This is a genomic window from Neobacillus sp. MER 74 (genome assembly GCF_023714155.1).
Genome location: NZ_JAMAUV010000015.1, coordinates 77,032 through 102,226 on the forward strand (window position 1 = coordinate 77,032; position 25,195 = coordinate 102,226).

The window sequence follows — 25,195 nt, forward strand, 5'->3', positions numbered from 1 at the left end:
AAAAATATCTTAAGGTAAATAAGATCAAAACATTATTTCAATATTTTTTCATCTACTCCCACTTTTGGAATAAAATCAAAAATCTCATGTGATTCAAACGATTGGATTAGACGATTAAGCCAATCAAGATACTCCAAACCAGAATGAAGCTTATTTAAGTCCTTCTCAATTAACTCTTTCGATTCCTCATCTAGATCGCCTTTTTCCTTTATCTCATTTAATTCATCAATAAACTTTTTCAGTGCAGTGGTTTGTGGAAAGACGGATTTCCGCCAATGATAACAAAAGAATTTGATAAAACTGTCATAATTGTCTTCTTCAACCTGGTAGATATCCTTTCGTTCTCCCTTTTTCCAAACCTTTTTTACTAAGCCCATTTCATCCAGTTCTCTTACAGCAATACTCATACTTGCTTTACTCATGCCTAACAGTTCTGTCATATCATCTAAAGTCATCGGTTTTTCAAAATAATACATCACAGACATTAAACGTCTAACGGTATGAGGCATGGAGAATAATGTCTGATGATCTGAGTTATGATCAATTATTTGGTCTCTCACCCTCTTGAGTTCATCATTCAATCCATTTCACCATCTTTACCTAAATTTTCTCACATTACTTCTACCTATTAATTTAAACTAAATTTATAAAAAAATCGATGGTTAGTTGCTTAATATCGCTGAAATAAAGATTTTCCCGATATTTATCATTGACCTTTCATCTACATCAAATTTCGGATGATGATGAGGATACACGGCATTTAAGTCCGGATTTCCTCCCCCTACCCAAAAGAATGTTCCGGGAACCGCGTCAACGTAATAGGCAAAATCTTCTCCACCCATATCAGCGGGTTTAACAACCACATTTTCTTCCCCGAAAATATCGATAGAAAGTTCTTTAATGAAGGCTGTTTCCTTCGGGTGGTTATACAAGGAGATATAACCCTTTGTGTACTTTACATCGATTTTAGCGCCATGCTTTGCTCCTGTTTGCTCTGCAATCCGGTTAAGCTCTTTCTCGACTTGTAGTCTAACATCTTTATCGTACGTTCTTACGGTACCCTTTAAATAGGCTTTATCCGGGATGACATTATGGGCATTCCCGCTATGGAAAGCTCCAACTGTGACTACTGCTGGATGCAGAGGGTCAATCCGTCTGCTCACAATGTTCTGTAAGTCGATAACAAGATGGCTGCCGATGACGACTGGATCAATACAACGATGTGGTTCTGCCCCATGCCCACCCTTACCATAAATGGTAATATCATAGGCATCCGATGCCGCATGTACATATCCATCATTCAATGCTACGGTTCCAATTGGAAAATTCACTTCCACATGTGCACCATAAACTTCATCGACTCCCTCCAAACATCCATCTGCGATCATGCCGACGGCACCGCCTGGACTCAATTCTTCGGCATGCTGATGGAGAAAGACGACTGTTCCTTTTATTTCATCTTTCACTTTACTTAATGTTTTTGCTACTCCGAGTAAGGCGGCAGTATGAATATCGTGTCCACAAGCATGCATGACACCGGGTACTTTTGATTTATAGGGAACATCCTTTTCATCATCGATGGGCAGCGCATCAAAATCCGCCCTAAGAGCAATGGTCTTCCCAGGCTTGCCGCCCTTTAAATACCCTACTACTCCATTTCCGCCAACACCGGTTCTTACCTCTAAACCTAAATCTTTTAAGTAGTTTGCAATGAATTCTGGAGTTCGTTTCTCTTGAAAAGAGAGTTCAGGATTCATATGTAAATCTCTTCGAATTTCAACAAGTTCCGAATAGATACCTTCTAGGGAATCAAATGCCTTCTGCATTATAGTAATAACACCATTTTGTAACAAAATAAAAACTCCTTTCTATCATCCTAGTAGTTGTGTAAAACTCTATCTTTCTAGTGCTTCATTCGGGGATCAAGGGCATCTCGCAGTCCATCTCCCAAAAGATTAAAACCAATAACGACAAGCATAATAGCTATACCTGGTGACACCATTGTCCATGGGGCTTGGGTGATAAACTGTCTGGAATCAGACAACATTTTTCCCCACTCGGGATTGGGTGCTTCTGCACCTAAACCAAGGAAGCCAAGAGCAGCAGCTTCTAGGATTGATGTTGCTATCGCAAGTGTCCCTTGAACGATGACTGGTGCCATGCTATTAGGTAATACGTGATGGAATAGAATTCGTAAATCTCCCATTCCAATACTTTTTGCAGCGATAATATATTCCTCTTGTTTCACACTTAAAACTTTCGAACGAATGAGCCGGCCAAAGTTCGGTATATTGATAATAGCAATGGCAATTAACGCATTGGATAATGAGGGGCCCAGGATGGTTACGATCGCAATCGCAAGCAAGATGCTTGGGAATGCAAGCATGATATCAAATGCGCGAGAAATAAGTGTATCCACCCAGCGGCCATAATAACCTGCCAATATACCTAAAATACTCCCTACAATGATGGAGCCTAGTACAGAGAAAGTCCCAATCCATAAAGAAATTCTTGTACCGTAAATAATTCTCGATAATATGTCCCGCCCAAAATCATCTGTACCTAACCAATGGCCGGCTGACGGAGATTGCAATCTTTCAGCTAGTTTTTGGTCATTAATTCCTTCTGGTGCAAGCACGGGTGCAATAATAGCGATAATTACAAAAAACGATATGATCCCGAGACCAATTACCGCCAGCTTATTCTTTCTAAACCTCCGCCACGACTCAAGCCAGGGGGAATGAATCCCCTCAACCTCTTTTACTTGCTTAAATTGCCGAGTTTTTATTATCTCTTGCATGAACATCCCTGCCATTCTAATGGTTAATGATATTTAATTCTTGGATCAATGGCTGCATACAACAAGTCCACGACTAAATTAATCAAAACAAAGAAAGCAGCGACGATTAATATACCAGTTTGAATAACAGGATAATCCCTAAAATTAATCGCCTCATAAATATATCGGCCAATTCCCGGCCAGCCAAAAATCGTCTCTGTTAGAACAGCACCGCCTAATAAAATCCCCATTTGCATCCCTATAATAGTAAGTACTGGGATTAATGCATTTTTTAATCCATGTTTGTAAACTACCCAAAACATGCGCATTCCTTTAGCTTGTGCCGTACGGATATAGTCTGAGCGCATAACTTCAAGCATGCTGGACCTTGTAATCCTAGCGATAATCGCCATGGAAATCGTTCCAAGGGCACATGCCGGCAAAATCAAGTGTTTTACCACAACATTAAATTGACTAAAATCCCCTTGTATCAAGGTATCTATTAAATAAAAATTAGTAATCGGAATAACAGGATCTCGAACATTCTCTCTGCCTGTAGACGGCAGCCAGCCTAAGTCAATTGAGAAAAACCATTGATCCATTAATCCCAACCAAAATATAGGCATCGATATCCCTATTAAAGCAATCACCATAGCAGTATAATCAAACCATGAGTTTTGAAACCAGGCACTAATTATGCCAGCATTCATCCCAATAATGATGGCAATGAGAAGAGCAGCAACAGATAATTCGATCGTAGCGATGAAAAATGGCCATATCTCCTGGCTTATTGGGACTCCCGTCCGTATAGATGTACCTATATCACCTGTAAACAGGCCCTTAATATAAGAAAAATATTGAACATACCATGGCTGATCCAAACCTAATTGGCTGGTCATGCTTGCAAGGGATTCTTTGGTGGCTCGCTGACCTAAAATTAATTGGGCAGGATTACCGGGGATGAGTCGTAATATAAAAAATACGATAAGGGTCATCCCAAATAAGACAGGTATTAACATTAATAGGCGCCGTATGGTATAAGAAATAATCGTAATCACCTCTTAACATATTCATTATTAGTTGAGCAGGAGGGCACTCCACCCTCCCGCCTATTCCATTATTTAAAATCAATTTTAGTTGTAATTACTCTTCCTGTCGGATGAGGATCAAAGCCAGTAATATCACCTCTTGCTGCTAACACCGGTGTTGTATGCACTAAAGGAATAATTGGGGCATCATCATGCATGATTTGTTGTACATGCTGATACATTTCGTTCCGTTTTCCTTCATCTGTAATCGATCTTGCTTCAGTTAAAGTCTTGTTTACCTCATCATTTGAATAACGAGTTGAGTTTAGGCTACCGATATTGTCTTTATGCCATAATGAGTAAATGAAGTCATCCGCATCACCATTCGCACCTGTCCATCCAAGGAGGAAAGCATCTGCTTCCCCAGCTTTCGCTTTTTCTAAATATGTCGCCCATTCGTAAGTAACAATTTTTGCTTTGACTCCAATCTTAGCAAAGCTTGATTGAAGGAAAACTGACACTTTATTTGCATCAGGCATATAAGGACGAGAGACGGGCATTGCCCATAATTCCATATTAAAACCATTAGGGAATCCCGCCTCAGCTAGGAGCGCTTTCGCCTTATTTACATCGTATGGATAGGCAGCAATTTCATCATTGTATCCTTCGACTGCTGGTGGAATTGGGTTTTTAGCTGGAATCGCTTGACCGCCGAAGAATGCTTTAATCATTTCGTCTTTATCAATGGCATAATTTAATGCTTGGCGAACCAACTTATTATCAAAGGGCTTTCTCGTAACTGTTAAACCTAAATATCCAATATTAAGAGAAGGCCTGGATAGAATCTTAAAATTTTTATCCGCTTCTATTTGTTGAATATTTCCAGGATCTACTCCGTCCATCATATCAATTTCCCCACTCATTAATGCATTTAAGCGAGCTGTATTATCTCCAATTGTCCGGAAAATAACTTGATCCATTTTCGGATAACCTTTTACCCAGTAATTTTTATTTTTACTTAAAACAATTCGATCGTTTCTTTTCCACTCATCGAAGACAAACGGACCGGTACCCACTGGATGGGTGCTATAATCTTTACCGTATTTTTCTATTGCTGCTGGACTTGAGATGGAGAACGGTGTTAAGGCGAGGCTTTTTAAGAATGTCGGCATAACATGTTTCAATGTAAATTTCACTGTAGTGGCATCCACGGCTTCTACAGATTGAAGGTTATGAGTCTCATCTCCCTTAAACCCTCCAAAAACAGAACCATACACAGGGAATTTCGCAACATCTTTTCCATTCATCCAACGCTCAAAATTATAAACGACTGCATCTGCATTGAAATCTGTCCCGTCTTGAAATTTAACACCTTCCTGAAGTTTAAAGGTATACGTCAATCCATTATTGGTTTCTTCCCATTTTGTTGCTAATAGTGGAGCAATCGTTGTTTTTCCTTCAGCAAATGTCACTAATGTTTCTAAAATACTTTGGGAGACATTTTCCGATTCACTATCAGTAACCTCTGATGGATCCAGAGAAACCGAATCGCCGCCCCGGGCAAAGACAAAGGTCTTTTTACCTTCTTGGGCTTTTGAGTCAACTTGATTTCCTTTTCCTGATTTTGAGCATCCCACTAATGCAATAGATAGTAAAAAAGCACCCAGAAGAATAAAAAGTAACCGACTAGTTTTCATTTAATCAATCCCTCTCCCTATCTTTTATAATTTATTATTGCAGTTCCCCATCATGATAAAGGTGACAAGCAACATAATGAGATGGCTCAACCTCCTGAAGTTTAGGACTCTGTGACTGACAAACATCCATGGCTTTAGGACATCTTGTATGAAAAGGACACCCTTTAGGAGGATTAGAAGGACTTGGAATATCACCGGTTAAAATCTCTTTTTCATTTCTAACAGCTTTCGGATCCGCAATTGGTACAGCTGATAATAGAGCTTTGGTATAGGGATGCAAGGGGCTTTCATAAAGGCATTCACTCTCGGTCAGTTCCACTAAATGCCCCAAATACATCACGCCAACCCGATCACTAATATGCCTGACAACTCCTAGGTCGTGAGCAATAAAAAGGTACGTCAAATCAAATTCCTTTTGTAATTCCTGCAGGAGATTTAAAACCTGTGATTGGATCGAGACATCTAGTGCGGAAACAGGTTCATCCGCTACGATTAATTTGGGTCTTGTCATTAATGCTCTGGCAATTCCAATCCGCTGCCTTTGTCCTCCGCTGAATTGATGAGGATAACGCTTGGCGTGATAGCTGCTTAAGCCCACGACCTCCAGCATTTCTCTGACCTTTCTTTTCCGCTCCTCCGCACTGCCAATTCCCTGTACAATTAAGGGCTCTGATAAAATTCGTTCTACCGTATGTCTTGGGTTTAATGAAGCAAAAGGATCCTGAAAAATCATTTGCATTTCTTTTCGAAGGCTTTTCATCTCTTTCCTTGAAAGTCTTGTAATATCCTGATCTTCAAAGTAAATTTCACCATCTGTCGGTTCTAGTAATCTCATTAATAGCCGGCCAGTAGTGGATTTCCCACAGCCGCTCTCACCTACTAATCCCAATGTTTCCCCTTTTTTTATATGAAAAGAAACACCATCAACGGCTTTTACCGAGCCTACTTGCTTACCTATGATGCCTCCTTTAATCGGGAAGTGCTTCCTTAGATTCTTAACTTCTAGTAAAGTATCAGACACTGTAGCTCACATCCTCTACTGTTTCGTGTAAGAAGCAGCGGACACTCTGTCCTTGACCACTATCAAGTAATGGGGGATTTTCTGAAAAACAGCGATTCATCGCAAATTCGCAGCGCGCTGCAAATGCACATCCTTGTTTGATGGATCCAGGCTTTGGTACATTACCAGGGATGGAATATAGCTTGTCTATCTTCTGATTGACATCAGGAACTGATTTTATTAATCCAATCGTATAAGGATGTTTTGGATTTTCATAAATCGATTCAACATCCCCCTCCTCAACAATCTTACCTGCATACATTACAATTACCCTTTTGCAGACTTCCGCGACGACTCCTAAATCGTGGGTAATCAGCATGATGGCTGTCTGATAGTTTTCATTTAATCTTTTCATAAGTCTTAATATTTGAGCCTGGATTGTCACATCCAGTGCGGTTGTTGGTTCATCCGCTATCAATAATTTAGGCTCACATACCATTGCCATTGCAATCATCACACGTTGTCTCATTCCACCAGATAATTGGTGGGGATACTCATCAATTAATTCTTCCGCTCTCGGCAGACCCACAAGCTTCATAATTTCAATCGCCCGATTCCTAGCCTGTTTTTTATCCACTTTTTGATGAAGTCGAACGGCTTCAACTAATTGATTGCCTATTGTATAAACGGGATTAAGAGAGGTCATTGGTTCTTGGAAAATCATCGCAACATCATTTCCGCGAATCTGCCGCATTCTTTTTTTAGGTAGTTTCGTTAGGTCCTCACCGTTTAATAATATTTCACCGCTTACGATTTTTCCCGGAGGATTTGGAACCAATCCCATGATCGATAAAGATGTAACGCTTTTTCCACACCCAGATTCACCGACAACACCTAGAATTTCCCCTTTATTAATATGAAAACTGATATTATCTACTGCCGGGATGGTTCCTTCATCCGTAAAGAATGATGTCGTTAGGTTTTTCACTTCTAATACAGGTTTACTCCTCATCGTTTCACCTCTCTAATGACATGGTATATCTCGGTTAATTCATTCTTCTTATTTATGAACAAGATTTTGAGGTAAGTGTGTAAGAAGTTCAGATCCATCTTCTGTTACTCTGATCGATTCACTGACGACAAATCCTGTGTCAGCTTGAAATAGTGCTGGTAAGATATGAAGGGTCATATTTTTTTGTAAATTCGTTCGGTCTCCAGGACGAATACTAATCGTCTGTTCACCCCAATCTGGGGGATAACCGATTCCAATGGGATAACCAACGCGGGATTCTTTTGTTATTGTAGATTTTGCTAATATCTTGTTCCAGCTCCTAGCAACCTCATCACAGGTTACCCCTGCTTTAATCACTTGAAGCATTTCTTGTAAGCCTTCTAGAACAATATTTACAATATCGATGTATTTCTGAGGAGGAGTGCCTATGTAAACGGTTCTTGCTAATGGTGCATGGTAACGATGAACACAGCCGGATAATTCTAGGGTAACAATATCATCTTTTTTATATGAACTGTTTGTCCAAGACAAATGTGGTGCCGATATTTTATTACCAGAAGACATGAGAGGAATAATCGCTGGATAATCTCCAGCCTGTAATTCAGTCCCTTTAATCAGGGTTTGATAAATTCTCGCAGCAACGTCTGATTCTTTTACTCCTTCATTAATAGAGTCGATGGCCATTTTCATCGCGTTAGCAGTAATTTCTCCTGCTAGTTTCATATAGTAAATTTCCATATCCGATTTAATCATTCTCACCTGATTGACTAAAAAGGATGCATCTTTAAACTGGCAATTAGGTAGTTTTTTTTGGAATTCCATAAAAGAGGTAACGCTTAGAGAGTCCTGACACCATTCGAGACCAATCGTTTTGTTGGTAACACCCTTTTCAGATAAAACATCAGCAAAAAAGTGCATCGGATGTTTCGTGTTAGATTGGACGAAATCATCTCCATAGCCGAAGATATTCTCTATACTGAGCCATGTGGAAAATTCTGCACCGGGAACATCCATCTTCCTGCCAATCCACAGCGGTTCCGGCTCATCCATCAGAACGACTACACCTTGAATGACATAAAAGGAGTAGCCATCATAACCTGAAAGGTAATTCATGTTTGCTGGATTTGTAGTTATTAATATATCAATCTCTCTTTTTTGCATTTCAGCCTTTGTTTTATGTAATCGCTCTTTAAATTCTCCGGCCTCAAATACCATGTACAAACCTCCTTCTCTATTATATTTTTCAAACGTTTAAAACGTTTAATATTTTCTAAACGAACAGGCAATAAAAATTGGCAATACACTAATGCCAAACCAGTATATTGACTCTTCTTTCATAGTATAACAAATATTTCTAAAATTTAAAACATTTAATTTTTTCTAAACGTTAAAATACTCCTTTTCAGTGTAAGCATGTTTTTGAAAGAAGTAGAATAAAATCGAAAAAAGGACAAATCACTGGAAGGGTGATCAAAGTGAAAGAAATAACCTTTAAAGCATTTGCTGTCACCCATGAAATTGACTTGAACAAAATTGCCATTCATTGCGGGATTCCCAAAAAATTCACTTGGGAACAACCGTTAATCCTCAGAGGCGCTATTCTAGAATCAATTCTCCATAACCATGTCGACGATTCGCAAATGGTCCTGATCTTTTCCTTTGGAAGTATCGTCTTCATTAATCATTTATGTGCTGATGAGATCGAGAGTTTATTGCATTACATCCATTCCTTCGAACCAGATTTTGACATTAAACAAGCGGACAGATATAGCGACGATTACTGCCTTCATATTACAGAAACGGAAAGCCTTGAATTGACGGATGAATATGTAGTCGTCCCTGAATATGAGGAATTTTACCCTGAATTGATTTCTACAGTAATAGCAAAGTCCGTCGCGCTTGAAAAGACAGAGGAACAACTTGGGCAAATCCATGACAAACTCGAAACCATGATCGACAGACTGGAGAAAGGCAACCTGAGAATTGGCAACAAGGAGCTGGCCCGGACTACAGCAAAAATCGTCCGTCACGAGTACAATACCCTTGCGTATATTATGATTTTGGATAAGCCTGATATTACCTGGACGAGCAGTGCGGCCAGCGGTTTTTACGACAGAATGGTGGAGTTTTTTGAATTGAACGATCGCTATAAAATATTGAAGAGCAAAACGGAGATTTTATATAACATCATGGACGGTTTTTCCACCATCAGCCATTCCATTCGAGGATTATTCGTGGAATGGATCATCGTCACTCTTATTGTCATTGAGATTGTCCTGACGGTTTTGGAAATTGGCGGCTGGCTATAAATAAAAGGTGACACCCGGTGACTTCGGACCGGGTGCCTCTTCCCTTTGATTTAGTATTAGAATAAACCTCTAGTTTAAGCTCGCTTTCATTTCTTCTACGGTTTCTACCTCAAATCCTAAATCAAGTAACATTTTGTGATCTTCGGATTCTTCTTGTCCAGTGGTCGTTAAGTAATCACCGACAAAGATGGAATTGGCCGCGTAAAGACCCAATGCTTGTAACGAACGTAGGTTGACTTCTCTTCCACCTGAGATCCGAATTTCCTTTGTTGGATTGATAAAACGAAATAATGCCAATACCCTTAAACAATATAGCGGGCTCAATTCTTTTACTCCTTCTAATGGAGTGCCATCAATCGCATGTAAGAAATTAACTGGAATGGAATCCGCATCAAGAGCTTTTAAGCTATTAGCCATATCAACTACATCTTGCTTTGTCTCCCTCATCCCAACAATGACACCTGAACATGGGGACATTCCGGATTCCTTTACTGTTTCCACCGTATTGGCTCGATCATCGTATGTATGCGATGTTGTGATGTTTGCATGATTGCGCGCTGATGTATTGATATTATGATTGTAACGATCCACACCTGCTTCTTTCAGCTGCTTCGCTTGCTCTGGTTTTAACAGCCCTAGACAGGCACAAACTTTCAATCCATATGTTTCCTTTATTTCTTTAACTGCCTCCACTACGTGTGCAACATCTTTATTAGTTGGCCCTCTGCCACTAGCCACAATACAGTACGTCCCTATATTTAAATCATGTGCACGTTTTGCGCCTTCAAGTATCGTATCCTTATCTACCATTCTGTAAGAATTAATCGGTGCTGTCGAAATAGATGATTGAGAGCAATAGCCACAATTCTCGGGACAGAGACCAGATTTCGCATTCATAATCATATTAAGTTTTACCTTTTTTCCATAATATCGCTTTCTGATTTGAAAAGCAGCGTGCATTAGCAGAAGAACGTCATCATCTGGACATTCTAATATGGAAAGTGCCTCTTGATTGGTTATATCCATCCCATCTAATACTCGCTCTGCAAGATTCATCCATTTATTCATCTTTATCCCTCCATTTTATAATAAATATATCTATTCTTTTATTGTAAACTATAATAATAAATAGGTTAACAATAAAACGATATAATCGTAAATAAAAATAGATTCGCTCATTGAAATACTAGATTCGCTCGATGCATTCTAAAATTCGCTGATTGGAACCCCATATTCGCCCATTAACCTGAAAAATTCGCCCGTTGATTAGAGAAATCGGTGACAAGGCGCAAAAAAAAGCGGGAATATCTCCGCTTTTTCTTGAAAATCACGTATTCTATTGAAAATATAAACACTCTTTTGTCTCTATTCAGGCAAAGTGCCTCTTACCATACCTTGAACACCCTCCCGGTAACGCACCTTTTGTTTTTTATCAATCTGACCGTCTAACCAACCAATCATATCTTCTAAAAACTTCTCTTTTCCCTCTTCATCAAAAGGGCGATGCTTGGCCAAAGGATACATTCAAGTTCCCGTTCAAATAAAAAATTTTTCTCAATAAAAACACAGGGGTCAACTAACCCCTGTGTTGAATTACTTTTGATTGTCTAACGATAAATTCAATCCTTTTTGATAATATTGCTTCATCATTTCTTCAGGAACCATATTTCCACCAGTCCCCCAGATAATATGAGTAGCTTTACTCATTTTTTCCGTTAAATTATGCTTCAGTAAATAATTCGTTCCATCTTTAGATAATTTAATTGGTCCTATCATGCCTGCTAGTGCTGAAGGTTCTAAACGAATCCCCTCTGTATCAACTAGTTCCTTTAATAGCTTATACAACTGTTCATCGCTAACCGTATAATTACCACTTAGAAACGGTTCTATGGTTTTACCCACAAATCCAGATGGTCTTCCTACAGCAAGTCCATCAGCATCTGTTACATTATCAAGACCAATATCTTGCACAGAAATTTTATCATGAAGTCCAGTCATTAAACCAAGTAACATACATGGAGAGTGGCTAGGTTCTGCAAAGAAACAGTGAACATGGTCTTGATATACTAACTTCAAACCAAAAGCTATTCCGCCAGGACCACCGCCTACTCCACATGGGAGGTAAACAAACAAAGGATGATTTTCATCAATTGTTATCTCTAACTCTTCTAATTGTTTTTGTAATCGAGATGCTGCTACTGCGTATCCTAAAAATAGGTCATAAGAATTTTCATCATCTACAAAATAACATGCAGGATCCCTATCTGCTTGGAGTCGACCTTCCTCTACTGCTTTACTATAATCCGATTCATATTCAATTACATTAACATTTTTGCTTCGAAGTAAGTCTTTTTTCCATTGTTTTGCATCAGCCGACATATGAACGGTCACATTAAAACCTAACTTTGCACTTATGATGCCTATACTAAGTCCTAAATTTCCAGTCGAACCTACTGCGATGGAGTATTGGGAGAAGAAAGTTCGAAACCTATCACTATCTAAAATGGAATAGTCATCTTGAATCGTCAACAATTGATGTTGAAGAGCTAAATCTTCGGCATGTTTGAGAACTTCATAAATCCCGCCTCTTGCTTTTATAGACCCTGATATAGGGAGGTGACTATCACACTTAAGCAATAATTCACCTAATATCGGTTGTCGATAATTCTGCTCTAAAGATTGTTTCATAGAAGGAATTCTCACCAATGGAGATTCTATTATCCCATTCTTCTTTTTGGTTTCTGGGAAAACCTTGGCAATATATGGAGCAAAACGTTTCAATCTTTCATCTGCATCCTTTACATCAACTTGAGTAAGGGGGGATTTTTTAATTCCTGTTTTAAACTTTTCAAGTTTAGGATTTAACCATAATATTTCATTCATCGAAATGAGTTTGTTTAGTAAAGGATAGTTTTCTCTCCATGTTTGTAAATCTCCGAATTCAATCTCTTTCACTTTGATAGTCCTCCTCATTGACTTGATTATAGTCTTCAGCACAACGTAAAATATAATTTAATAATTGTTAAATGCAGTTTAACATATATTTGAAAACGGTGACCCCGCCAATTTTTTAATTTTTTTATTTAACAAACGGCTACACTTCAATAACAACCAATTAAAGGTATTTTTTTATAATGTGTCTTTTCTTGGTATAATAGATAATGTTTTTAAAATTACATGTATGGTGATTAACTGATTTAGAGTCAATTCACTATTTATATAGTAGGTAAAGATAAATTTTAGTAAGTTTTATCGTTACGAAAAGAGGAGGAACATATGAATAAACAGAGTATATACGGATTAACGATCGATCAATTAGCCGCCTGGCTTGAGGCCCACGGCGAGAAGAAGTCAAGGGCACAGAAAGTTTGGGAGTACCTTTATCGAAAGCGTGTCACAGCATTCTCGGAGATGACGGAAGTTAATCCAGAGTGTGTTCAACTTTTAGCAGACAACTTCGTGATCCAAACCTTACAGGAACACATTAAACAAGAATCCGCTGATGGCACGATTAAGTTTTTGTTTAAATTGCAGGATGGCAATTTAATCGAAACGGTTTTAATGAGGCAGAAATACGGCCTTTCCGTTTGCGTGACAACACAAGTAGGCTGTAACATCGGCTGCAGCTTTTGTGCAAGTGGGTTATTAGCGAAAAGCCGCGATTTATCCAGTGGGGAAATTGTTGAGCAAATTATGAATGTGCAGCTGCATCTGGACAAAAAAGGCCGGGGAGAAACCGTCAGTCATGTGGTCGTGATGGGCATTGGGGAACCTTTTGATAATTTTGAAAACCTATTAGATTTTATCAAGGTAATTAAAGATGATAAAGGACTAGCCATCGCGGCTAGACGGATCACCGTCTCCACAAGCGGTCTTGCGGACAAGCTGATTGAGTTCACGGATAAAGGGCTGCAGGTAAACCTTGCAGTGTCATTACATGCGCCAAATAATGAACTTCGTACGCGTATTATGAAAATAAACCGGGCCATTCCGATTGAAAAATTAATGAAGGCGATGGAGTATTACGTAGACAAAACAAATCGACGGATTACGATTGAATATATTCTGTTGCGAGATGTTAATGACCATAAACAAGAAGCTGTGGAGCTTGTCGACCTGCTTCGTCCACTCGGTCAGAAAGTCTATGTAAACTTAATTCCATATAACCCGGTTGATGAACACAGTCAATATCAACGAAGTGAACAGGAATCGGTATTGTCCTTTTATGATACGTTGAAAAAGGGCGGGGTTAATTGTAAGATCCGCCAAGAGCATGGCACAGACATTGATGCCGCGTGCGGTCAATTACGAAGCAAACAAATAAGAAATGCTTAAGCATAGTTTTTTAGGTAAGACCGGGTAGCGATACCCGGTCTTTTTTTGTCGATTCGGATTTCGACACTTTCCCCTCCATTTCCCGGGAAAAAATTCAGTTGATACAAGTGTTTATACTAAAACTAATCAAACGTTTGGTTAGTTTTATTTTTGTCGGAAATAGTCTAAACCCATAGAAAAAGGGTATCTAAATAATCTTTAGACACCCTTTTTTTTTGCTATTTGCTATCGTTACTCGGTAAACTTTTTAAAAATTAATGTAGCATTATGTCCGCCGAATCCTAATGAGTTGGATAAAACGACTTGAACATCTTTCTTCTTTGCTTCATTTGGAACATAATCTAAATCCAGTTCTTCATCCGGCGTTTCATAGTTGATGGTTGGCGGAATGATTCCCTCATTGATGGCTAAAACAGAGAATATCGCTTCAATTGCACCAGTAGCACCCAATAAGTGACCAGTCATTGATTTCGTGGAACTAACCGATAAATGATAGGCATGTTCTTTGAAAACTTCTTTAATGGCTAACGTTTCATACAAATCATTATAATAAGTGGATGTCCCATGTGCATTTATATAGTCCACTTGTTCAGGGGAAATATCCGCATCGTCTAATGCCAATTTCATTGCCCTGCCAGCCCCTTCTCCGTCGGGTGCAGGCGTGGTAATATGATGGGCATCACCGGTTGCGCCATAGCCGATCAATTCTCCATAAATCTTAGCACCACGGGCAATTGCGTGTTCTAGTTCTTCTAGGACCACAACTCCTGCGCCTTCCCCAATTACAAAACCATCGCGATTCTTATCAAAAGGCCGACTTGCTGTGTTCGGATCAGGATTTTTAGAAAGAGCGGTCATATTCGAAAAACCAGCTACGGTCATTTCAGTAATCGTTGCTTCTGTTCCACCCGCAATTATCATCTCCATATCCCCTTTTTGAATAACGCGGAATGCATCACCGATGGAATTGGCCCCGGATGCACATGCAGTCACCGAACAATTGTTGATTCCTTTAGCACCCAGTGCAATGGAAACTTGTCCAGCTGCCATGTCTGGGATAAACATCGGAATGGTAAACGGGTTGACTCTTCTTTGTCCTTTTTCAATAAACTTTCTATGTTGTTCCTCGAATTCACCTAGTCCGCCAATTCCTGAACCAATCCAGACACCGACCTGTTCTGCTGGAATGTCTTCTCCGATCTGAATCCCCGAATCCTTTACAGCCATTTGACTTGCTGCCACCGCAAACTGGCTATAACGCCCCATCCTTCTTGCTTCTCTTTTATCCATAAACTCTTCTGGTACAAAGCCCTTTACTTCCGCCGCAATTTTAATATCGACCTTTTCTACGTCAAAGATAGTGGCTGGGCCAACACCCGATACACCATTTTTAATATTTTCCCATGTTGTTTGAGCATCATTCCCCAAAGGAGTGACTGCTCCAATACCTGTAATCACTACTCTTTTACTCATAATAATGCTCTCTCCCACCCAGTTATAAGTTACCTACACTCTATAGTGTATCGAATTCAGAGAGGATGGACAAATTGATTGCAAACGATTTTAGGATTTAGTTTATTCAAATGGAAGCAAATGCTTTAGCAATATAAGAACTATTTCGGACAGAAGGTTGTTTTCAGTTTCATGAACATATACATTAATCGTGCATTTCTACCCTTTTGGGTATGAGGATTCATTTTTGTGCTGAGGCATTTTATGAATTGTTTGTCACAATAACATGAGGAATTCCCTTGGCTTAAACAGCGATCATGATGGTAACAGCAGTTATCTACATCATTAATGGGTCTTCCCGGCCCGCTGCATCCTGGACCGCACCAGCGATAATTTGGGAAAATACAGAGGGGCAGGCTCTTTTTTCTCCGTGTCAATATCTCCACCTCCTAGAAATTGATTACTATATTAATATGAAAAAATAAAAAACCTGATTAGACTCGTTTTATAAAAAGATGTTAATCACAGCTGCAGCCCACATTCCTATAGGAATTTATTTTTGCTTACAGGTACATGGTTCTCTAACAAGCTATGTTGGAATATAAATAAACATATATATAAACTTCACTTGAAAGGGGAATCAATTCTTATGGATTTTTGTATTTCTTGTGGGAGTGAATTATCCAAGTATGAAAGGAATCGAAGTGAATGCTGGGAGTGCATGGATACCACCACGGAAGCATATACAGAAGAGGAATAACAATTAAAGCATAAATGGCCCCTAGTCCAATAAGGATAGGGGCCATTGTATTTTTATCTAAAGTGATCATGTACTCAATTAAGGGTATTCTAACGCTCTCGCTTTGTTACCGATAATTCTTTTATTTTCTCAACCCAATCCTTGAACGTTCCAAATTCACTTGCATCGAATCCAAAGTGCCTCTTTATTATATGGACAAATTCGCTTTCATGATCGTGAAAAACTCCATCAGAATAAATAAGCTGAAAGATTTCAGTTAAGACGATATATTTAGAGCGTTCACTTTTAAATTCCGTTAAAATTTCTTCTATAGAGAGACCCTCGAGCTCATAATCGTCCAGCTCCATTTCCCTTTGATATTTTTTTAGCAAGGAATTTTCATATATGGATAATTTGCCATCAATTCTGGCAATCATTGCAGCCAATTCAAGAAATGCGATTTTTTCCCTTTTCTCTAGTTCTTCTAAAAACATTACACGTACCTCTCCTTTTAACCTTTGTTATATTTATACGAACAAATCCCCATAAGGTTTCATCGCACTTTTGTATATGATTCCCTAATTAATTATTAATATAGAAAGATCCTTCTACCTATTTCAAAAAAACCCAAGAAGACAAGAGCAGTTCTGCCCTTGTCTTAACTTTAACATTGATTATTATGCCTTATTCTGCAATTTCCAGTTCAATTCCATTGGAAGTGAAAAAATAACTTATTTCTTCAGAAACAGGTTCGTCCGTAATAAAAATGTCGATTTCATTAGGACGCGCAAACGTTGCAATGGAGCTTTTGTCAACTTTACTATGATCCAGCAATCCAATGACTTTATTCGCAACGGAAACCATAACCTTTTTTAATTCTACTTCATATAAGCTAAAATCAGAGAGGCCATCGCGAATATTAAAAGCGTGGGCAGATGTGAATAAAATATCAATATTAATTTTCCGTAATAGCTCCTCCCCTAATAACCCTTCGATGGAATTAGAATTGTTCCTAACAATTCCGCCAATGATAATGACGGTTAAATATGGATTCTCTTTTAACATCGCCGCTGTTGCAATTCCACTTGTCACGACTGTTAATCTCTTTTTTGTGTCACACAAAAATTTGGCTAGTTCGAAACAGGTTGTACTCGCATCTAAAAGAATACATTGCCCCTCTTGTATATACTTAAGCGCACTCTTTCCGATCCTTTGTTTTTCCGCGCGGAATTTCTTTTCGCGAATTTCATAGTTTTTTTCAAGTTGATCCGATTCTTTATTGGTTTCTTCCGCTTTCAGCATCGCCCCGCCATGTGTACGTAAAAGCAAGCCTTGTTTCTCCATTTGGTTTAAATCCGATCGTATGGTGGCTGCAGAAATATTAAGCAAACCGGTCAAATCATTTACAGTTACGACTCCCTTTTCTGTCAGTAATTCAATTATTAAATTTCTGCGTTGATCTGCGAACATAGTTCCACCCTTTCATTTATTTTCGAAAGTTTACTAAACATTCTACCGAAATAATATATTTATTCATATTATATAGCTAAATGGCTAAAAAGTCCTGTTTAATCACCGAATATGCTAAAATATTTATTTTTTCCATTTAAATCTACTTTCACTTTATTTTGTTTTATTTTGCTTTACCGCGTTAATTAACTATATTTGAAAATAAAGGAAAACAAAATTTCATACTTCTTAGCAAAATAACCAATAAAATCGGAAAAAAAAGTCCCCTCCGAAGTAGAGAGAAGACTTCGCTTCTCTTCCTACTAAAGAGGAGATTCAATCATAGAACTTGACTTGCTTTACTTTCTAGATGTAATTCAAGTTGCTTTAGAATGACTTGGAAACTGTCGATGTTCCAAGCAGCTCTGCCAATAAAGAGTCCATTCACATTTTCTAAATCGATATATTCAAGAAAATTATCATGATTCACACTGCCGCCATACAAAATCGGTATTTCACGGCCAACTTCTTCAAAAAGCCCTTCTAATGTATGTCGAAGAAAGTCATGGATTTCAGAAACATACCCGGCATCTGCAGGAACGCCCTGCTCGCCAATCGCCCAGACAGGTTCATAAGCGACCAGAACCTCCCTTGCCTGTTCCCTGGATACTCCCTGCAGGCAAACCTTTAGCTGTGCTGCCAATGTTTCTTTCGAAATCTGCTGTTTCTTCTGCTCTATGTTTTCTCCAATGCAAATCAGAGGCTTCATTGAATAGCGTAAGGCAGCATGAACTTTTTTATTAATTGCTGCATCCGTTTCATTAAAATATTGTCTGCGTTCCGAATGGCCAAGCTCAATCATATCAATACCAATTTCAGTTAGCATTCGCGGAGAAATCTCTCCTGTAAATGCACCACTATCTTCCCAATGCATGTTTTGGGCCCCCAAATAAATATCGGAACCAGCGGTTATCTCTTTAATAGGAAGAAGGGATGTATGAGAAGGAATAATAAATAATTGGAGATTCGAAGTGATCGCTTTTGAAATCTGTCTAAGTCCTTTCGTAAAGTCGATTCCTTCTGCGATGGTCTTTGTCATCTTCCAATTAGTCCCGATCCAAATCTTATTCATCTAGAAACCTACCTCCCTCGTCCAATCTTTTCTTGTTGATTCTATCATTATCTACTGGCTACTAAATTTAATGCTTTTTCTAAAATTGACCGGACGATTGTTTCATTCTCTTGGTAATTGTCCTTATCTTTCCCTCTTACTTCCACAGCGACACGGAGCCCATGTTCGGATTGGAGACTAAGTTCGTCAGCTTTTCGTAAAATATCACTGATCTTCTCAATAGTTAAGAAGCCTGGTTCTCCAATAGGCATATGGAAATCCCCATATAATTCACTGGTCGGATCGACCACCGCATTGGAAAAATGAATCTGATGAATTTGTGCTTTTGCTAGTTCTAATGCCTCCGAAATGTCTTCCTTATTTAAGGCAGCATGCGCGGTATCAAAGGCTAAACCAATATTGCTGTGCTTTTTAGCCACACTTGAAAGCAATTCAACGGTATCACTCATTGGACCAATCAGACGTTTTTTATGGGCAAAGCGATCCAAATGTTCGACCAACACATTCATTCGATATTTGCCGGCTTCCTCGCAAATATCACATAACGCTTCATAAAAGCCTTCCATCGCTTCAAGTCGACGCTCTGGGCCTGGATCTGGACCTGGAACAAAGGCAATATTGCTTGCCCCGCACTCTGCAGCCAAATAGATATTCTCTTTAATCTGACGAACGGATTCAGAGCGCAATTGTGAATCCAACGAGGAAACATCCAGCTTGTTTTTATCTATTAAAAAGGTTAACCATTGTGTTAGTTGAAAGTTGTATTGTTCCTTTAAGGCCAAAATACGTTTTCTCTCTTGATGGTTTTGCCCGTCTGCTATTTCATACGAGCGATAAAAACCATCAACAGCCATTTTTTCTAGCAAATTGACAGTGAAATCTTTTTCTTGTTGCATTGGAAAATAAATTTCAGGGACAAGCAGGGATGGAATAAACCGGGTACTCATTTTACATTTCTCCTTTATCGATAGGTTATCAAATGCTTCTCTTGTTATTCCTAACTATCAGTTAAATGACACAGCCATCCTATGTCTTAGGCTTGAAGCAGAGCAAAGCTAGATTGATAGCTTTGGTAAGCATCTGCGGGCGTTCCATTTTGATGAATAATTGTATTTAACCCCGCCACGACACCAATTGGATTTTCATCTAGGGTAATATTCCGACCAACAGCCACACCTTTTGCGCCCACATCCATGCAATGTTTTACATAATTGAAATAGTCAAGGATGTTATCCGTTTTTGGCCCCCCTAACACAAGAACGGGCCGTTTGGCAGCTTCAATGATTTTCACATCAGCTGGATCTCCAGTTAATCTAGTCTTAATAATATCTGCTCCCAACTCTGTCCCGATCCGTGCTGCTGCGGCAATCGTCTCGATTTGATTGGATTCTGGGCTTGTCACATGATAGCTATACGGCAGCGTCTCACACATATATGGAACATTCCAATTATCTGCCGCTTTGGCAAGTTCCCAGGCCATTTTGTGTGAGGCCGTTTCACCATCCGCACCGGGGAAAGTCATCGAAATAACACTGTCTGCCCCAAGCTTTAGTGCATCTTCAACCGAAAGAATGTCCGTAGTCTGGGGAATCCGTGCATCAAATACGCTGGTAGATAAGTCAGCACGGACAACCAACCCAACGTCCTTAAAGGACTCTGCGTATAATTTTGCCATTCCATATGTAACAATGACAGCATCAAGCCCGTTCTCAATCAGCTGTGGCAAAAGGGCAATCGTTTGATCAATTCCTGCCGTCTTGGTGGAGAAATAGTATCCATCCAACGCCAGTGTAATTGATTTACCATCATTTGAAAAAATGCGTGACATTCTTCTTGTTTTGGACATAACCGGCTCCCTTTCTTTGTTCACATCTCTAAACCTTGTAAAAAAGATCCCACGGTGGAGATCTTTTCTTCTAAATTATTTAACTGGTGCACTTTCTAATAGGTCCGCTTGAACGAGAATCTTTTTAAGCTCCTCAATCTTTTCAGCACTTAATGGCCTTGCTGGTGCTAGAACGTTCGTGGAAATATCCATTCCCCGCAATTTCATGGCTTCCTTTACCACACTTACAAACGGTGAATCAAGTTTGTACATAGTTGGCAATACGGCCATTCGTTGGTGGAATGATACTGCTTCATCAATACGGTTCTCTTTGAACCCCTTGTAAACACCAAGCGCTAATTCCGGAGCGAAATTAACAGAAGCACTAATCGCACCATCACCGCCAAGAGTCAAGGTTTGTAGGAAATGATCGTCAAAACCAGAGAACACCACAAAATCCGGATGTTTCCCTTTCACGGTTAAAATCATGTCGCGAATATGTGAAACACTTTCAACTGTTTCCTTGATTCCAACGATATTCTCATGTGCATCAACCAATTTAAGGACAAATTCCGGAGTTAAATCCTGTCCTGTCATGGTTGGGAAATTATAAAGTAAAATCGGTAAGTTAACAGAATTGGCAATTTCACTATAATGAGCAAATAAGTTTTCTTCAGTTAAATTCCAAAAGTAAGGGTTGATGACCACTACCGCATCTGCTCCTACTGATTCGGCATGTTGACTGAGCAGCACGACTTCACGTGTATTCGTGCTTCCTGTACCAATTAAAACTGGCACCCTGCCGTTTACATATTCGGTTGTGAACGAAGCTACTTCTTTGCGTTCTTCCACAGACATTTGTGAAAATTCGCCGCCTGTTCCTAAAAAGAACAAACCATCCACACCAGCTTCAATTAAGAAATCAATAACAGTTGCCATTCCTTTTTTATCAAGTCTGCCTTGTTCATCAACAATAATTGATACTGGTGGAATAACTCCCTGGAATTTTTTATTTGTCATTTTAATTTCTCCTGCCTGTTTAATAGTTTTATCACAATACCAACTTTATTGTTGAACGGCGGCTTTCTCGACCCATTCTCTCATTGATTTGAACATGATCCAGACGGTTGTTGCTCCGGCATCTTGGTGACCGATTGCTCGTTCTCCAAGTGATTTTGCCCTGCCAAACTTCGCGACATATTGCTTCGACTTTTCTACACCGCCTGCTGCATGTTTTTCAGCAAGGGCAAGTCCTTCTAGTAAACTATGATTTGCTTCCACACTTAGTTTAAGTCCGTCCACGGCAGGCTCTAGTGCGTCAATCATCGTTTTATCTCCTAATTCAGCCTTCCCGCGTTCTTTAATAGATTTCACGGATCCTTCAAGAATTTGCGCTAATAGCGGCAGGGACAGTTCCTCTTGTGGTTCAAGACCTTTCACACCGCCAGTAAACAATGTTCCAAAAATAACACCAGAAGCCCCGCCCATATTCGCAATCATCGACATACCTATTGTTTTAAAGACGTCATTGATGGTTGTAAACTCTTTTTTGGTCAAATTTTCTTCTGCCTTTGTAAATCCAACTGCCATGCCAATTCCATGATCTCCATCACCAATAGCGCTATCAATTTTGGTTAAAAACGGTTTGTTCTCAATGACTTGTTCACCAACATACAAGAACATATTCTTTACTTGTTCAGCATTCAACTTAACCTCTTGGACACTATTTGGCATAAACGTTCCCTCCGATTTTTGCAGGTATTAATCCTTTTTTGTAATACGGTGAATCTGCAGGTGCATTATATAAATCTTTTAATTCATCATCCAACTTCAGTAATGTGATTGAGAATCCAGCCATTTCTTGTGTTGTACAATAGCTATTTACATCCATGTCATACGCTTTAATCTCATTTTCTTCTAAAATTTGTGCCACTCTGCGGTTTATGATTAATAGTTCCATTAGTGTTGTGGACCCGAGGCCATTCACTAATACAGCCACTTCATCGCCAGCCTCAATATTGCTTTCCTCAAGCAGCTTTGCCAATAACTTATCTGTTAACTCATCAGCAGGCATCATTTTCGTGCGTTCCATTCCCGGCTCCCCGTGGATGCCCATGCCAATCTCAATTTCATCGTCACCTAGTGTATATGGCAGCTCTACCGCACCGGGAATCGATCCTGGAGCTAAGGCAACACCAATGGAGAACGTATGGTCATTCGCTTTCTGGGTTACTTGTGTAACTTCTTCTAATGACAGTCCTTTTTCCGCCGCAGCCCCAGCAATCTTAACGACGAAAATATCTCCGGCAATCCCCCGGCGATCTCCTTTTCGTTCAACAGGAGCGGATGCTACGTCATCAGTTACGAGGACTGTCTTTGTCTGAATATCTTCCATTTCAAGTAATTCTTCTGCCATGCCGAAGTTTAATACATCGCCAGAATAGTTTCCGTAGATAAATAGAACTCCCTTGCCAGAATCCACTGCCTTCGCTACTTCAAATACATTCGTTGGCGGCGGAGCTGCAAAAACATTCCCTAATGTGACCCCATCAGCTAGTCCTTCCCCAATCAGCCCCAAAAACAATGGTTCGTGGCCGCTGCCGCCACCAGTAACGATCGCCACTTTATCCTTGAGATTCCGCCGAATGATTCCGTTTACATTTTCAACTTTTTGATAAGTACTTTTATAAGCTGCTAGAAAGCCCTCAATTGTTTCTTCAACTACGCGTTCGGGTTGGTTAATAATCTTCTTCAAACTAAACTCCCCTTTCTATTAAAACAAAACTCTTTGTATTTTCATTTGTTTTTATTTGTTTTCATTTATAATCATAACCTTCATGTTTTATTGTGTCAATTTTCATTTTATTAAAAATAAATTAAATTTTCTCTCTTTCTTCGACAAATATCAACATTTCTTGTTAAAAGAATAAGAGGGCTACAATTAGCAGCCCTCTTATTCTTCTTCATCATTATGCTGCTTTAGTTGGTTTAATTGGTTCTTTCACAACAAACCAATAGAAGATAGCTGCAAATCCAGCAATAACCCCACCGGAAATAAAGGCTATGGAATAAGAACCTGTTGCATCTAAAATGATACCTGTTACTAATGGCGCAAATGCTCCACCGAAGTATCCACCGAAGTTCTGGATCGCACCGACAGATCCAACCATGGCAGGAGGTGCTACGTCACCAGACAATGCCCATGCACTGCCAGTAATCGCTGAAACCACACAAAGTGCTAAAGTCATCAAAGTAATCGTGATCCCTAACCCATGTACAAATGGAAGTGCAATAACAAACGCAGCAGCTAAAAGTGCACTGATCGCAATCAGACCACGTTTCGCGTTAATTGGAGAACAAATTCCTTTATCCGCTAACACCTTTGTGATGTAACCGCCGCCTAAGTTTCCGACAATCCCTCCGAAATATGGAATAGCCGCATAAATACCGAGTTCTTTAAAGGTAATATCTTGTGTTTTTAATAGATATAAAGGTAAGAACGTAAGGAAAATATTCCAAATCCAAATCGTACAGAAGAAGCCGCCGATCATTCCCCAGACACTTCTATATTTAAATAACTCTCTCCATTTGATATTGGTTGATTCAACAGTATCATTGCTTGCGCCGCCTTCAGCCTTAATATAATCATATTCCTCTTTAGAAAGCAGCTTACTCTTATCAGGTGTTTTGTAGAATTTCATAAATAAAAGGACAAAGACAATACCAACTGCACCAGTAATGAAGAATAATGCACGCCAGCCAAATGCAACCTGAATAGCCACTAAAATAGGTGGTGCAATAGCAGGACCAACCTTTGATGAGGCATCCCAAAACCCAGTTGCTAATCCCCGTTCACTCTTAGGGAACCATTGGGCAGTAATCTTAGCATTAGAAGGCATACATGGCGCTTCCCCGACTCCAAGTAAGAACCTTGCTCCAACTAAGGTAAGCAGCTTGTTACACGCACCTGTTAAAGCAGTAGCAATACTCCACCACAAAACAGCAATCGAGTAAATTCGCTTTGCACCGAATTTATCAATTAACCAGCCGGAAGGAAGCTGCATACAAGCATATGTCCAAGAAAAGATCGTTCCTAATAGACCGATATGCGTCATATTTAGGTTTAAATCTTCAACCATCGCTGGTGCTGCAATCGAAAGATTGGTTCGGTCTAAATAGTTAATAATTCCACCGATTAATAGCCAAATAACAACGGTCCAACGGAAATTCTTTTTTGGTTTCGCTGCCTTGACCGGGAAATCCGTCTGAAGCGCTTGTTCTGTTTTCATGTTATTCCTCCTACATCTATTTTCGTATTGTCAAAACTTTTATATTAAAAAAGTTAATAATCCTTGATTTAAAGGGATTTAAATGCAAAAAACTTGCCACCCCCGTGAAATTAGGTTAAAAGTGAGGTTACCACACCGAACACCTAATC

The 25,195-nt window shown here is 39.4% G+C and carries 23 protein-coding genes; 2 read left to right on the forward strand and 21 right to left on the reverse strand.

Going from position 1 to position 25,195, the window contains the following annotated elements:
- Positions 1 to 32: 32 nt before the first annotated feature.
- The 8 genes from M3610_RS20485 to M3610_RS20520 form a co-directional block, all read right to left on the reverse strand.
- Positions 33 to 560: a GbsR/MarR family transcriptional regulator gene (locus M3610_RS20485; RefSeq protein ID WP_251461984.1), complete on the reverse strand. Its 528-nt coding sequence runs from the start codon at positions 558 to 560 to the stop codon at positions 33 to 35.
- A 102-nt stretch (positions 561 to 662) separates the two neighbouring features.
- Positions 663 to 1,829, reverse strand: coding sequence for an amidohydrolase (locus M3610_RS20490; protein WP_396953664.1), 1,167 nt, complete (start codon positions 1,827 to 1,829; stop codon positions 663 to 665).
- 74 nt (positions 1,830 to 1,903) lie between these two features.
- The gene (locus M3610_RS20495; protein WP_251461986.1) at positions 1,904 to 2,800 is read right to left on the reverse strand and encodes an ABC transporter permease; all 897 of its coding nucleotides are present in this window, start codon (positions 2,798 to 2,800) and stop codon (positions 1,904 to 1,906) included.
- 23 nt (positions 2,801 to 2,823) lie between these two features.
- Positions 2,824 to 3,828: an ABC transporter permease gene (locus M3610_RS20500; RefSeq protein ID WP_251462047.1), complete on the reverse strand. Its 1,005-nt coding sequence runs from the start codon at positions 3,826 to 3,828 to the stop codon at positions 2,824 to 2,826.
- Positions 3,829 to 3,896: 68 nt separating this feature from the next.
- On the reverse strand, positions 3,897 to 5,504 hold the full coding sequence (locus tag M3610_RS20505; RefSeq protein WP_251461989.1) for an ABC transporter substrate-binding protein: 1,608 nt from the start codon (positions 5,502 to 5,504) through the stop codon (positions 3,897 to 3,899).
- A gap of 34 nt (positions 5,505 to 5,538) precedes the next feature.
- On the reverse strand, positions 5,539 to 6,525 hold the full coding sequence (locus tag M3610_RS20510) for an ABC transporter ATP-binding protein (protein WP_251461992.1): 987 nt from the start codon (positions 6,523 to 6,525) through the stop codon (positions 5,539 to 5,541).
- Positions 6,518 to 7,516 carry an ABC transporter ATP-binding protein gene (locus M3610_RS20515; RefSeq protein WP_251461995.1) on the reverse strand — a complete coding sequence of 333 codons (999 nt, stop codon included), beginning with the start codon at positions 7,514 to 7,516 and terminating at the stop codon, positions 6,518 to 6,520. Before M3610_RS20515 ends, M3610_RS20510 begins: the two co-directional genes overlap by 8 nt.
- Positions 7,517 to 7,564: 48 nt before the next feature.
- Positions 7,565 to 8,731, reverse strand: a complete 1,167-nt coding sequence (locus M3610_RS20520; RefSeq protein WP_251461998.1) for a M24 family metallopeptidase — start codon at positions 8,729 to 8,731, stop codon at positions 7,565 to 7,567.
- A gap of 260 nt (positions 8,732 to 8,991) precedes the next feature.
- Between M3610_RS20520 and M3610_RS20525 the strand changes: the two genes are divergently transcribed.
- Complete coding sequence (locus M3610_RS20525; RefSeq protein ID WP_251462001.1) at positions 8,992 to 9,825, forward strand: RMD1 family protein; 834 nt, start codon at positions 8,992 to 8,994, stop codon at positions 9,823 to 9,825.
- 69 nt (positions 9,826 to 9,894) lie between these two features.
- Here the strand turns inward: M3610_RS20525 and bioB are convergent, their stop codons facing one another.
- The 3 genes from bioB to M3610_RS20540 all read right to left on the reverse strand — a co-directional run bounded on the left by bioB (position 9,895) and on the right by M3610_RS20540 (position 12,780).
- Complete coding sequence (gene bioB / locus M3610_RS20530) at positions 9,895 to 10,893, reverse strand: biotin synthase BioB (RefSeq protein ID WP_251462005.1); 999 nt, start codon at positions 10,891 to 10,893, stop codon at positions 9,895 to 9,897.
- Positions 10,894 to 11,190: 297 nt separating this feature from the next.
- A complete protein-coding gene (locus tag M3610_RS20535; RefSeq protein ID WP_251462008.1) occupies positions 11,191 to 11,349 on the reverse strand; it encodes a hypothetical protein in 159 nt (52 codons plus the stop codon).
- Between the two features lie 69 nt (positions 11,350 to 11,418).
- Positions 11,419 to 12,780 carry a D-serine ammonia-lyase gene (locus M3610_RS20540; RefSeq protein WP_311315844.1) on the reverse strand — a complete coding sequence of 454 codons (1,362 nt, stop codon included), beginning with the start codon at positions 12,778 to 12,780 and terminating at the stop codon, positions 11,419 to 11,421.
- Positions 12,781 to 13,101: 321 nt separating this feature from the next.
- On the opposite strand from M3610_RS20540, the gene rlmN reads away from it, so the two are divergent.
- Positions 13,102 to 14,160 carry a dual-specificity RNA methyltransferase RlmN gene (gene rlmN / locus M3610_RS20545; RefSeq protein WP_251462011.1) on the forward strand — a complete coding sequence of 353 codons (1,059 nt, stop codon included), beginning with the start codon at positions 13,102 to 13,104 and terminating at the stop codon, positions 14,158 to 14,160.
- A gap of 231 nt (positions 14,161 to 14,391) precedes the next feature.
- Here rlmN and fabF read toward each other — a convergent pair whose 3' ends face one another.
- From fabF to M3610_RS20595, 10 genes are all read right to left on the reverse strand, one after another.
- On the reverse strand, positions 14,392 to 15,636 hold the full coding sequence (fabF, locus tag M3610_RS20550) for a beta-ketoacyl-ACP synthase II (protein ID WP_251462053.1): 1,245 nt from the start codon (positions 15,634 to 15,636) through the stop codon (positions 14,392 to 14,394).
- Positions 15,637 to 16,461: 825 nt separating this feature from the next.
- The gene (locus M3610_RS20555) at positions 16,462 to 16,845 is read right to left on the reverse strand and encodes a hypothetical protein (RefSeq protein WP_098576088.1); all 384 of its coding nucleotides are present in this window, start codon (positions 16,843 to 16,845) and stop codon (positions 16,462 to 16,464) included.
- Positions 16,846 to 17,035: 190 nt separating this feature from the next.
- Positions 17,036 to 17,821: a DeoR/GlpR family DNA-binding transcription regulator gene (locus M3610_RS20560; RefSeq protein ID WP_098576089.1), complete on the reverse strand. Its 786-nt coding sequence runs from the start codon at positions 17,819 to 17,821 to the stop codon at positions 17,036 to 17,038.
- 319 nt (positions 17,822 to 18,140) lie between these two features.
- Positions 18,141 to 18,932, reverse strand: a complete 792-nt coding sequence (locus M3610_RS20565) for a triose-phosphate isomerase (RefSeq protein WP_098576090.1) — start codon at positions 18,930 to 18,932, stop codon at positions 18,141 to 18,143.
- Positions 18,933 to 18,979: 47 nt separating this feature from the next.
- On the reverse strand, positions 18,980 to 19,879 hold the full coding sequence (locus M3610_RS20570) for a sugar phosphate isomerase/epimerase family protein (RefSeq protein ID WP_251462014.1): 900 nt from the start codon (positions 19,877 to 19,879) through the stop codon (positions 18,980 to 18,982).
- 86 nt (positions 19,880 to 19,965) lie between these two features.
- Complete coding sequence (locus M3610_RS20575) at positions 19,966 to 20,778, reverse strand: class I fructose-bisphosphate aldolase (RefSeq protein ID WP_251462017.1); 813 nt, start codon at positions 20,776 to 20,778, stop codon at positions 19,966 to 19,968.
- Positions 20,779 to 20,853: 75 nt separating this feature from the next.
- Positions 20,854 to 21,777, reverse strand: a complete 924-nt coding sequence (locus M3610_RS20580) for a dihydrodipicolinate synthase family protein (protein WP_251462020.1) — start codon at positions 21,775 to 21,777, stop codon at positions 20,854 to 20,856.
- Between the two features lie 45 nt (positions 21,778 to 21,822).
- Positions 21,823 to 22,491 (reverse strand): dihydroxyacetone kinase subunit DhaL, encoded by a 669-nt coding sequence (gene dhaL / locus M3610_RS20585; RefSeq protein ID WP_098576094.1) that lies wholly within the window; start codon positions 22,489 to 22,491, stop codon positions 21,823 to 21,825.
- Positions 22,481 to 23,512: a dihydroxyacetone kinase subunit DhaK gene (locus tag M3610_RS20590; protein ID WP_251462023.1), complete on the reverse strand. Its 1,032-nt coding sequence runs from the start codon at positions 23,510 to 23,512 to the stop codon at positions 22,481 to 22,483. Before M3610_RS20590 ends, dhaL begins: the two co-directional genes overlap by 11 nt.
- A 214-nt stretch (positions 23,513 to 23,726) precedes the next feature.
- Positions 23,727 to 25,046: an MFS transporter gene (locus tag M3610_RS20595; RefSeq protein WP_251462026.1), complete on the reverse strand. Its 1,320-nt coding sequence runs from the start codon at positions 25,044 to 25,046 to the stop codon at positions 23,727 to 23,729.
- Between the last annotated feature and the right edge of the window lie 149 nt (positions 25,047 to 25,195).

Excerpts from the sequence above, each read along its gene's own strand:
- M3610_RS20495 (WP_251461986.1), bottom strand. The coding sequence starts at position 2,800 with ATGCAAGAGATAATAAAAACTCGGCAATTTAAGCAAGTAAAAGAGGTT.
- M3610_RS20505 (WP_251461989.1), bottom strand. The coding sequence starts at position 5,504 with ATGAAAACTAGTCGGTTACTTTTTATTCTTCTGGGTGCTTTTTTACTA.
- M3610_RS20515 (WP_251461995.1), bottom strand. The coding sequence starts at position 7,516 with ATGAGGAGTAAACCTGTATTAGAAGTGAAAAACCTAACGACATCATTC.
- M3610_RS20520 (WP_251461998.1), bottom strand. The coding sequence starts at position 8,731 with ATGGTATTTGAGGCCGGAGAATTTAAAGAGCGATTACATAAAACAAAG.
- bioB (WP_251462005.1), bottom strand. The coding sequence starts at position 10,893 with ATGAATAAATGGATGAATCTTGCAGAGCGAGTATTAGATGGGATGGAT.
- M3610_RS20535 (WP_251462008.1), bottom strand. The coding sequence starts at position 11,349 with ATGTATCCTTTGGCCAAGCATCGCCCTTTTGATGAAGAGGGAAAAGAG.
- rlmN (WP_251462011.1), top strand. The coding sequence starts at position 13,102 with ATGAATAAACAGAGTATATACGGATTAACGATCGATCAATTAGCCGCC.
- M3610_RS20555 (WP_098576088.1), bottom strand. The coding sequence starts at position 16,845 with ATGTTTTTAGAAGAACTAGAGAAAAGGGAAAAAATCGCATTTCTTGAA.
- M3610_RS20560 (WP_098576089.1), bottom strand. The coding sequence starts at position 17,821 with ATGTTCGCAGATCAACGCAGAAATTTAATAATTGAATTACTGACAGAA.
- M3610_RS20565 (WP_098576090.1), bottom strand. The coding sequence starts at position 18,932 with ATGAATAAGATTTGGATCGGGACTAATTGGAAGATGACAAAGACCATC.
- M3610_RS20570 (WP_251462014.1), bottom strand. The coding sequence starts at position 19,879 with ATGAGTACCCGGTTTATTCCATCCCTGCTTGTCCCTGAAATTTATTTT.
- M3610_RS20575 (WP_251462017.1), bottom strand. The coding sequence starts at position 20,778 with ATGTCCAAAACAAGAAGAATGTCACGCATTTTTTCAAATGATGGTAAA.
- M3610_RS20580 (WP_251462020.1), bottom strand. The coding sequence starts at position 21,777 with ATGACAAATAAAAAATTCCAGGGAGTTATTCCACCAGTATCAATTATT.
- dhaL (WP_098576094.1), bottom strand. The coding sequence starts at position 22,491 with ATGCCAAATAGTGTCCAAGAGGTTAAGTTGAATGCTGAACAAGTAAAG.
- M3610_RS20595 (WP_251462026.1), bottom strand. The coding sequence starts at position 25,046 with ATGAAAACAGAACAAGCGCTTCAGACGGATTTCCCGGTCAAGGCAGCG.